The organism is Flavobacterium sp. (assembly GCF_039930565.1).
Lineage (GTDB): Bacteria > Bacteroidota > Bacteroidia > Flavobacteriales > Flavobacteriaceae > Flavobacterium.
Genome location: NZ_JBDTTP010000103.1, coordinates 1 through 11,179, shown reverse-complemented (window position 1 = coordinate 11,179; position 11,179 = coordinate 1). Strand labels below are relative to the sequence as shown.

Sequence of the window (11,179 nt, the reverse complement as noted above, 5' to 3'; positions counted from 1 at the left end):
TCAAAATTGTATTTTTACTTATAATTCCCAACTTTAGGTCTTTACAACCGATAACCTGATATGTTGTGAATTGCTTTCAAAATTGTATTTTTACTTATAATTCCCAACCTGTTAAAGTTATTCAGTATGCTCACGATGTTGTGAATTGCTTTCAAAATTGTATTTTTACTTATAATTCCCAACAAAAGTGTAGTTGATTTCCTCAATAGTTGAGTTGTGAATTGCTTTCAAAATTGTATTTTTACTTATAATTCCCAACACAGGAACTTTATTTAAAAAAGATAGTGACAGTTGTGAATTGCTTTCAAAATTGTATTTTTACTTATAATTCCCAACCTATAATTTATAGTATGTAGCTTCGTTTTAGTTGTGAATTGCTTTCAAAATTGTATTTTTACTTATAATTCCCAACTTGTTAATATTATTTAAGAGATCAAGGTGAGTTGTGAATTGCTTTCAAAATTGTATTTTTACTTATAATTCCCAACCAATGCTGTAAACGGGGTTAGACCTTTGGAGTTGTGAATTGCTTTCAAAATTGTATTTTTACTTATAATTCCCAACTGTAAATTGGATCTGTATTGGTCGGGTATCGTTGTGAATTGCTTTCAAAATTGTATTTTTACTTATAATTCCCAACCTGGATTACCTAATCTTTGTTGTGTTATACGTTGTGAATTGCTTTCAAAATTGTATTTTTACTTATAATTCCCAACTAATACGGGATGATTATATCCAACCGTTTCGTTGTGAATTGCTTTCAAAATTGTATTTTTACTTATAATTCCCAACATACCGCGAGTTAATCGTTTGATATGTTGGTAGTTATATGTTTGTTTTGGAATTAAAAAATAGATTCATGTCAGTATTGAGGTGCAGGTAGTTAGCTTGTTTTTCAATCCTAATTTTAGAAAAGTTCTAACTGTTGAGATGGTTTTTCTGCTTCCATAGGTTTCTTTCCATAAAATAGTTCCATCATTCCAAATTGTTTATCTGTGATTTGCATCACACCAATTTTGCCATGTTCAGGGAGATTGTTCTTTATTCTTTTGGTGTGCACTTCAGAGTTTTCCCTGCTGGCACAAAACCGCATGTAGATCGAAAATTGGAACATAGAAAAACCATCGTCCAATAATTTCTTACGAAATCCACTGGCAATTTTACGCTCTTTCCGCGTTTCGGTGGGCAGATCAAAAAAGACTAATATCCACAAACTTCTATATTGGTTTAATCGGGTGTAATGTTCGTCATACATAAACAGGGTATAAAATTTTCCTTGCTGTTCCTTCAAAACATTCGTGTAAGGAATGTGTAGTTCTACTCATTGCAACCATCAACGGACTATTCTTTCCGTCAATAAATACATCTATGCTGGCAATACTTAACAATTGTTTTTTAATATCAGTTGTCAATTCCTGGTACGAATCTTCGGTTTCCATAATGTGACACACAATCAGGTCAACGTATGGGCGATAGGGCTCCATAATATCATCGGCTAGGCAATAGGCATTATATTTATTGCGATGAAAGATTCCTAAAGTGGGTAACATTCCCGAACTGACAATTGCTCTTGCTGTAATGGCTCGCAGAATGGCATAACCATAATTCAATAAATTATTGGGAGGAATTCCTTTTTGTCCTCTAGTAAAATTTTCGATAGGTATGAGGTTTTGCCAATAAAAAACCGCCGCTCTGGATTCGTGATTGAGTGCATCTCCAGAAGTTACCTCTTTAGCCCATAATTCCATTTTTCGGCAGGGGATTCCTTTTTCTTTCAGTAACCCCGCTTGATTCATGATTTTGGCAGAAATGGTTTGTTGCCAAAGATTCTTTTTGAGTGGTACAGAAGCATTGATTTGGTTTTTAAAACGCTCAGATTGTTCTGTATGTCCGTTTAAAGGCATTAATAAACCAATGGGCAAATGATATTGGTCACAATTGATTAAGGCTACATTATTATTGGTCAGTTTTTCGAGCAAACCATTCGTAATTGTGATTTGTTGGTTTTCTAAAACGATAACACCAATATCTTCGATAGCCACGGTTTTGGTTTCTTCTTTTTTTGCGTCCTCTCCTTCGGGGAGGGCGGGGGAGGGGTTGGGGTAAGAGATTACTATTTGCTCATTTTTGGTGCTCAAATAAGCTGGGTTGCCGAAGAAAAGGGTTCTTTTTATCATAACTAATATTCGCCTAGTTGAACAATTTGACCTAAATGATTTATGCGAACTTTAATAATTCCTTCAAAATAAGGAAGACTTTTTATAGACTTATATGTTTTGTCTTTTAATTCTTTTACATCATTTATTGTTGTTTCTAAATGATGTCTGAATACATAATCTCTAATGGAAGCATTTCCATATTCTACTTTTGAAAATTTCTGAACACGAAACATATTAGGGCTAATCAAATGATAATTTTTTGGATTCAATAAATCTATTTCTTGTGGATTAAAACCATCCGAAGGGAAAATAAAATATTCGTTTTGTTTCATAGTAAATAAGAATTCCCATCCATTTTTGTGGTTTTTATTAACTATGGATAATTTTTCATTTTTTCTTACTACAGCTTCATAGAATGAAATTACTTCATCTTGCAAATTTCCTTTTTCATCTCTGTAAATGGCTACGTGATGATTGTTGCCTGTACTCACAAAATCAACAGGAATAGGATTTTCATTATCATCTAAAATTTCATTTCCAAAATGGTCTTTTTTGGTATGTAAAGATTGTGCATTGCTCACTCCGCTAATAGTAACCCGTTTTATAGCAATTCCTTTTTCCTTGTTTTGCCAAATCGGGTTTTCGTCAAGATTTGAAAATGCTTTTTTATGGTCATTTCCAAATTCTGTTAAACGGTTTTCAAGAATCGTTTTTAAGCCAATATCAATTACTTTGGCGATGCTTTTTAAATCTTTAAAGTTATCTGGAGTAATATCTTTTCGAATAGTATAATCAGGTTCTAACCAAACAATTTTTACTTTGTCAGGGACAACTATATTGTCTTTTAAACAAATATAAATAGGGGTTTTATTTAGCGCATTTTTTCCTGTAAACGCTTTTTTAGGATCATTATCATTTTCTGTCAATCGTTTCAAAAGCGCCTCTCGATAGTCTTTTTTTGCAACTTTCTGAATGTATTCTTCTGTGAAATTGTCATTTACTTTTTCTTCTTTTGTAATGTATTGTTGCAATTTTCCATAAACGGTTTCTTTGTGCAGTTGTCCACGAGGTGTCAATTGAATTTTTTGATTTGTTCCTCCACTTGTTTTAGTTACATTTTTATTTTTGGTAACTACTTTATTTTTTGCTTTATAGGAAATCAAAATACTTTCGAGTTGCTTTTTAGCTTCTTCTCTAAAGTTTGGTATTGGTTCGATAAATCGAAGTTTATTATTCTTATCCCTTTTTAAATATTTATTTTCAATGCCAATAATATCGTTTCCTTTCTTATCGGTATTTGTTCTGGCATTTAAGTTATTCAGATACTGAATATAAGCGGGTTTGGTAAAAGCAACAGTTATCGCATCCATAGCGTGATGACGATGGTCGTTTCGTTTCGTCCAATCTTTAATTTTGTATAAACGTTCTCCATTTTTACCTTCTTCAATATGAGTCAAACCCAATTTATCGTATTTATCCCAGTTGAGTTCTTTCATCACCTCCACCAATTCCCAATCGTCACGTAATTTATCGGTAATGCTTCCAATGGTTGCGGTTACATTTCTGGAAACTTCCAATAGAATTTCTTTGGCTTTTTTAGCAATATATTGTGTCTCTCTTAATTGGCGGTCAATAAATCCTTCGGGAATTTCATTGTCAGCCATTAAAAGCTTGTTTTGTTTTGTTCTGCTAATTTTTCCAAACAAGCTTTTTACTCTTTTTTCGAATTGGTCAAATTCTTCAGCAGATAATTTTTCCTGTAAAAAAGAGTAAGCTGTTTTATTACTTTTATCAATATTTAATTGACGTTCACAAATCGTTTTATTTGAAAAACTATCATCGAACAAACGTGATTTTGGAATAATATGCTCAATATCATATTCTTTAGAAAATAATTTTGAAGGTTCGATTGGTTTTCCTGTATAAAGTGAAATACCATCACACTCTTTCCAAAGTTTATAGCGAATAATATCATTTCTAGTTACTCTTGCTATTCCAAATTCAGTGTGTAATAATTTTCTAATTTGCTCATGTTCGGTAGTACTTTTGTTAATAGCTTTTGTCATTTCGCTACGCTGTTCGTTATTGTTTTTCAACTCACGAGCCAATTCTACCCGAATTTCATCTGGTTTTCCCATTGTCGGGTCTTTCATAATAGCATTAATCACATTAATCATCTGATTAAGGATTTTTTCTACCACAGGATTTCGCAAACTATTTTTCTTGAGTAATTCTAAAGTGTCTTTTAAAATTCTCTCATTATTTTGATCGGTTGTTAACGATGATGAATGATTGTAGCCAATTAATGTACAGGCCTTATCATAAATATGTCCATCCATCAAATGTGGTAATACTTTTTTGATGGCTTTGGCACTCAAACTACCATAATCGGCTTGTAGATTTATATTTAAAAGAAAAGGAATGTGATTTTCTTTGAAACCAAATTTAGTTTTTAAAGTTTCTTTTAATTTGTCATCATCTTCTGCTGAATATAGCAAATGCCATAATTGATAATAGGCTTGTTTGTCAAAATCATTGCCTTGAATGGTTGGGTTAAAATCAAGAATATCAGTGTTGATTTCTAAAGTTTCAAATATTGGAAATACTGCTTCTTTTATTTCTGAAGGTTTCATTTTAGTAAAATCCATTTCATATCCTTCAACTTCAAGTATTTTTTCAAATGCTTTGAAAAGTGAAGTATTGGTTCTGTTGCCTTCTATTTTTTTGAAATTAACAGTATGAGTTCCTTTCTTTAAATCACAAAAAGTTAATAGTTGAGCATCGGTCATACTTTCTTTAAACAATAATTCTTGAGCAATAATTTGTTTTAAGTCTTCACCCAAAAGGAACGGCTCTTTTGTAGTTTCGTTTTTAACAACAATATTGTTTAAATTCTGCCAAATTCTAAACTCTTGAAACAAAGGAGATGATTTTGGAATGGCTTTATGTCCTTTTTCAAATTCGCAAAAACTAACTAAATGCTTTTGAGACTTCAATTTTCGTTGGTAGAAAATCGTAATGTCTCTTACTTCTGATTTTAGTTTGTCATTTAATTCGGGATGAAATTTCGATTGTGTCTCCCAAATTTTTTCAAATTCATCTAAATAATCTTGGCGGTAAAAAACCTGATTTTTTAGTTTCGCGTGTACATTTTGCTCCAGCTGTTTGTATTGAAATTGACCCACAGTTTCCTGATTAAAATACAATTCCTTGCTTCGGTCACTAATAGTACCAAGATAACCACTAGATTGATTAATCTGGTTATTGATTTCGGTAATAATAAAAGCTAAAATTTTTAAATCGAGTTCTTTTGTCAAAGCTTCATTTCTCCATTGGTAATGCTGTAATTTGGTTTCTTCGCGAGTTCCTTTATTTTCGGCAAGAGGAATATTCAATGTTTTTGAAAAATGTTGAGAAGTTGCTGTTCTTGGCTTACCCTGAATATCTTCCAATAATTTTTCATTCATCTGCTCTGGATGAAATTGATTTTGAAAACGTATTATCTTTTCTACTTCCTTCTGCAAATCCGAACGATAAAAATCAGGAACAAATTTTCCGCCTTTCGATAAGGAATTATAAACCCATTGTCCAGGCGTTAGATTGTTTTCGAAAATCTCTTTGGCAATTTTCATTCCGTCTATAGCATCACCTTCTTCGGCAGTTTTTGCTTTTCGACTGCTTTTATAACCTCTTTTTTTATTTAGCATCAATAAAACTTGAACTAACTCTTCTTTGGTAACCGCTTCTGTTGCTGATTTTGCTCTTAATTGATACGATGAAAAAGTGGTTTGCTTTCCAGTTTCAGCATAAACATAATTAGATGTAATAAAATTGATTTCTCTAAAAATTTGTAATAAAGTATTACGTCTTTGTTTAAAACGTTGTAAACTTCTTCTTGCTCCACGTTTTAAAGTTCGGTCTGCATTAATAGATATAGTATTTCCCTTTTTAAAATCAGCTTCTTCGTCTGTGGTAAGAGGAACAATCCGAACTCCAGTATTTATAATGGATGAGGTTTCATTATCATTATCTGCTTCATTAATAAATGCCCATCCAATCGATGTTGTCCCCAAATCCAATCCTAATATCTTCTTCATTTCTAACTATATTTTACAATGATTTTTCTCGTTATATAAATTGATCACGAAATTTAAGCAAAAGATAATTAATTGATTTACGGAAAACCATAATTAAGAAATAGAGATTTTGTTGTATTATTGCAATACAATTTTGAAGCAATTCACAATAAGGATTATTCCGTTGTGAAAACATTTAAGGCGGGGAGACTCGCCTTTTTCTATGGGATTTTTTTAAATGTTTCACGAAAACCAAAAAACCAATATAAAACAGTGAGCTAAAACATTCAAAGCGGCCTCAAAAGGGTCATTTTTTTTATCCTTATTATTTTAAGGTATTATAATATTTGCCTAAAAATTATTTTGAATATTCTACTAAAAACGAGAACACAAAAAAATAAAATTTATGTCTTAGTCTGTTTCGCAAACACAAAAAGCCTGAGAATCTAGATTCTCAGGCTTTTTGTGTTTTAAGTGAACTCCTTGGTACACAATTCGAACCTTTTGCTTTCAAATTTTAAACCATCTAAAAAAGAGGTTTGAATATAAAGCATTTGATTTTTAAACTTCTTAATATGGGGCAAATAGATATAAAAATAAATCTCTTATGTAAACCCGCACAAATGGTGCGAGTAAAACCATCCTCAATGTTTACATTTAATTGCTTAACAATTATTCTTTATCTATTATTTTCTCATTTCTATAAAAGAGGCAAAAAAACAGTAATAATTTTGAGGTTATTCATTTTCTTGCCCTCTTTCAAATATTTAAAGTTGTTATTTCATTGAAACAATTACAAATTCACTTCTTCTGTTTAACTGATGTTCTGCTTCAGTACAAGTTACACTATCTGAACAGTTATTGATCAATTGACTTTCGCCATATCCTTTTCCAGTTAATCTATTTTTAGCAATTCCGTTTTTAACCAACCATTGTATAGTAGATTTTGCTCTTCGGTCAGATAAAGCAATATTGTATTTTGCAGTTTGACGACTGTCAGTATGTGAACGAACATCGATTTTCATCTTAGGATATTGGTTCATAACCGCTACAATTTTTTCTAGTTGGAATGTTGCTTCTTTTGTAATAAATGATTTATCTAAATCAAAATAAATAATAGGAATTTCTAATGTTTTCGCTAAATCAGTTCCAACTTCAATGGTTTTTATTCTTTTATCTAAAGCTACTACCAGATTTGTTTTTCCAGCAGTTTGTGGGATTGAAATAGCAGTTTCCTTCGTTTCATAATCTTGTTTTTCGGCTCTTACATAATATGATTTTCCACAATTTACCTCAAAAACATAACTACCATCAGATCCTGTTGTCATCTGTCCTAATACTTGAAATTGTGCATCCAGTAAAGTTACTCTGCTATCTGCCAAAATAATATTGGTTTCAGCATCAACAACAGTTCCAGTTAAAGATTGCTCGCAAACTAACTTTTTGTTTTCTAAAAATTTATAAATATCATCATAACCATTTCCGCCTTCTCTATTAGAAGAGAAAAAACCAATTCTGTTTTCATTATTAATGATAAAAGCAAAATCATCTTGCCCGGTATTAACAGGAGCTCCAACGTTTTGAACTGCTCCAAAACTGTTATCAACATTCAATTTAGTTACAAAAATGTCAAGTCCGCCTAAACCAGGTCTTCCGTCGGTTGTAAAATAAAGTTCATTGTCTCCAGAAATGAAAGGAAATGTTTCTCTTCCTTCAGTATTAATTGCTGTCCCAAGATTTTGTGGTGTTCCAAAACTTCCATCCTCATTAATTGTTACACTAAACAAATCCGATTGTCCCAAAGTTCCTGGCATGTCTGAAGCAAAATACAGTTTTTTTTCATCTACGCTTAAAGCAGGATGGGCAACACTGTACTGATCACTATTGAATGGTAACTCCGTAAGATTGGTCCATTTATCATCAATAAAATCTGCTTTGTACAATTTTAATAGAGTAATTTTTTTATCATCTTTACCTCTTTTTCCTTTTAAAAAATTGTTTCGGGTAAAATACATGGTTTTACCATCTTTTGTGAAAACCGGAGTAGATTCATTGAACTTAGAATTAATTTTTCTGTCGAAACGTTCTGGTTCTCCAATTGTTCCATCTTGCTTTAATTCTGCAGAATATAAATTGGTAAATGATTTATTGGTCCATTTAAAAATTTTTCTAGAAACTGCTCCCGTATCTCTTGCTGAAGCAAAAACTACTTTATTATTTAAAAAAGCACTCCCGTAATCTGAATATTTTGAATTTATGCCAGCATTTGTTATTTCAAAACGACCAGAATTTAATTTAATTTGTTCGAGATAATCCTTATTGCTTTCAAATAACAAACCTCTTTTATCTGTTTTTACCAGCGTATTGAAAGTCTCCAGCATTTGATCTGCTTTTACATAATTTTCAGCCGCCTTCAAAGTTTGTACATATCGGTAATAATATTCAGGTTCTTGTTGAGTATTAATAGCAAAAAGAGCATCATACCATTTTAAAGCTTTTACTAATTCCCCATTAAAATAGTATGCATTTCCTAACCTTTGGAGCATTTTTTCATCTGCATATCCTTTTTCAGCAACTTTCTCATAAGTGGCAATGGCATCAATATATGAATATTCATTATAATTCTTTTCAGCTTTCGTCAAGGGTTTCTTTTGTGCGGTTGCATTTATTGCCAATAGTACAATAAAACCTATATAAAGTATTTTTTTAATTTTCATAATGGAAGGATTAGAAGAATCTAGGAGAGGTTAACTGTCCATATTTGTTTAAGAATTCGAAACGTAAAAATATTTCGTGTGATCCTGAATTGTAATTGTTTAAATTCGTTGTTTCACGATCGTATGCATAGCCCAAAAACAATCCATCAGTAATCTGAAAACCCGCCATAGCGCTCAAAGCAGCACTCCATCTGTAAGCAACTCCCACTGTAAATTTATCATTGAATAAGAAATTAGCAGAAACATCAACTTGTAAAGGAGACCCTTCGACCATTTTGGTTAAAAGTGCAGGTTTAAATTTTATGTATTCATAGCTATCTAAATTGAATACATAACCAGCCATCAGGTAATAGTTCATTTTTTCTTTAAAAACAGCAACATCATTATCACTATAACGGTTTGTTTCTAAAAAATTAGGAATAGAAAAACCGATGTAAGCTTTGTCAGAATGGAAAAATAATCCTGCTCCAATATTAGGCGAAAATTTACTATTGAAATCTTGTAATTGTGGATCACCTTGATCTTCGGGGGTCAATTTATTAATATCAAGATTAAACAAATTCGCTGTAGCTTTTACACCAAAAGAAAGTTTAAAATTTTCTGAAGTAGGAATGGTATATGACAAATCTGCTGACAACGTATTTTCGTTAGTAGGTCCAATTTTATCATTTATTAAAGAAACACCCAGTCCAAGATTGCTATTTGCTATTGGTGTATTTACTGAAAAACTGCTGGTTTCCGGAGCGCCATCTAATCCAACCCATTGTGTACGATACAGTCCGAAGATACTCAATGCTCCTCGGGAACCTGCGTAGGCAGGATTTATATTAATAGTATTGTACATATATTGTGTGAACTGCGCATCTTGTTGCGCAAACAATGCGCTTGAAAAAAACAGAAAAAACAGAGTAATTTTTTTCATAATTTTTATTTTTAAAAATTGGCTTAGCTTATTTCACTAAGCCATTTCAATTTGTTTTAACTATTTCTTAGTAAGATATAAATAACCAGCTTTTTGATGTGCATTAGAATCATTGTCTTTGTATTTTAAAACATAGAAATACGTTCCAGTAGGCAAGCCTTCATTTTTATCTATTGTTGTTCTTCCATCAGAGTAACCTCTAAAAACGTTACCAGAGGAATTGTAACCATTTGTTTCGAAAACTTTAACTCCCCAGCGGTTGTAAACTTCTACAGTATTATTTGGAAAATTTTCAATTCCTACAATAGAGAAATAGTCATTTTTTCCATCTCCATCAGGTGTTATTACATTATGAATAACAATATCTCCAGCTGTAGGAACTTCTTTAACTCTTGCTAAAGTAAATACGCCATATCCATCAACATTTAATACTGTTGTTGCTGTTTTATTTGTAACATCTACGGCAACTTCTCCTTCATCGACCCAAAGATTTTGCACAGCGTTCCAACGAACAATATGAATAGCACTTTCAGGTGCAGTCACAACGGCTGTAGGTGTCGTAGTGTTTTCATCCCAGCTTAGTGTTAATATAATATCTGAATTTCCGCCAGTTTTTTCAACTGTCCAATATTCCTTGTTATCAATTAAACTGATTGTTTCAGGGCGATTCGCATGTGGGTACAGTGGATTAGAATCTTCAAAAAAATATTTCGCCGTGAAATTGCTTGCCGTTTCAGAAGGTGCTGAAATCGCAGCAAATCGATATAATTCTTTATCTCCTATTGGATATTGAAATTCAGTAGTTCCGTTTTTCTTAACTTTTCCGTCCACATGGCTTTCATTGTGTGTATTGGTATGTGTTGCTTTATTTTCAAACACCATCAATCCACCAAAGTCATCATCATTGACAATACCTTTAAAAAAATCTGAATTACCTGTGACTCTAATTTCTCCATATAATTGGAAAGCAGGTTGGGCATTGGCATTATTAAAAAGTAAATGATTAAACTCACTTGGTCTAACACCTGTTATTTTTTGGGTAAGAAAACCTTCAAATCTTGTATACCCATTATTAGAAGTGTTGAAAGTTGTAATTCCGTCGTTATTAAAATTAGCACGAAGCAAAACTTCGCCATCATTTTTATATCCTCCCGTAGCAGTATTGTTAAAATCTGAAACGATAGTCATTAACGTATTTGGACTCACATATAATGTTCCCGTATTAGTAGTTTGCCCTTGTGAGAAAACCGAAACCGAAAATAAGAAAAAAACAATATTTGTTATTTTATTTTTCATGTTGGTAAG

General features: G+C 32.0%; 6 protein-coding genes and 1 CRISPR repeat array. All 6 genes read right to left on the bottom strand.

Features of this window, described 5'->3' with window-relative positions; all coding sequences use genetic code 11:
- Positions 1-137: 137 nt before the first annotated feature.
- Positions 138-792: direct repeats of the CRISPR family, unit length 46 nt; unit sequence GTTGTGAATTGCTTTCAAAATTGTATTTTTACTTATAATTCCCAAC.
- 115 nt (positions 793-907) lie between these two features.
- Positions 908-1,255, bottom strand: coding sequence for a CRISPR-associated endonuclease Cas2 (gene cas2 / locus ABI657_RS17780; protein ID WP_348098613.1), 348 nt, complete (start codon positions 1,253-1,255; stop codon positions 908-910).
- The gene (gene cas1 / locus ABI657_RS17775; protein WP_348098612.1) at positions 1,248-2,177 is read right to left on the bottom strand and encodes a type II CRISPR-associated endonuclease Cas1; all 930 of its coding nucleotides are present in this window, start codon (positions 2,175-2,177) and stop codon (positions 1,248-1,250) included. Before cas1 ends, cas2 begins: the two co-directional genes overlap by 8 nt.
- Before the next feature lie 2 nt (positions 2,178-2,179).
- The gene (gene cas9, locus ABI657_RS17770) at positions 2,180-6,256 is read right to left on the bottom strand and encodes a type II CRISPR RNA-guided endonuclease Cas9 (RefSeq protein WP_348098611.1); all 4,077 of its coding nucleotides are present in this window, start codon (positions 6,254-6,256) and stop codon (positions 2,180-2,182) included.
- 755 nt (positions 6,257-7,011) lie between these two features.
- Positions 7,012-8,952 (bottom strand): OmpA family protein, encoded by a 1,941-nt coding sequence (locus ABI657_RS17765; protein ID WP_348098610.1) that lies wholly within the window; start codon positions 8,950-8,952, stop codon positions 7,012-7,014.
- A 10-nt stretch (positions 8,953-8,962) separates the two neighbouring features.
- A complete protein-coding gene (locus ABI657_RS17760) occupies positions 8,963-9,874 on the bottom strand; it encodes a type IX secretion system membrane protein PorP/SprF (protein ID WP_348098609.1) in 912 nt (303 codons plus the stop codon).
- Between the two features lie 60 nt (positions 9,875-9,934).
- On the bottom strand, positions 9,935-11,179 hold a 1,245-nt coding region (locus ABI657_RS17755; protein ID WP_348098608.1), incomplete at its 5' end, for a gliding motility-associated C-terminal domain-containing protein.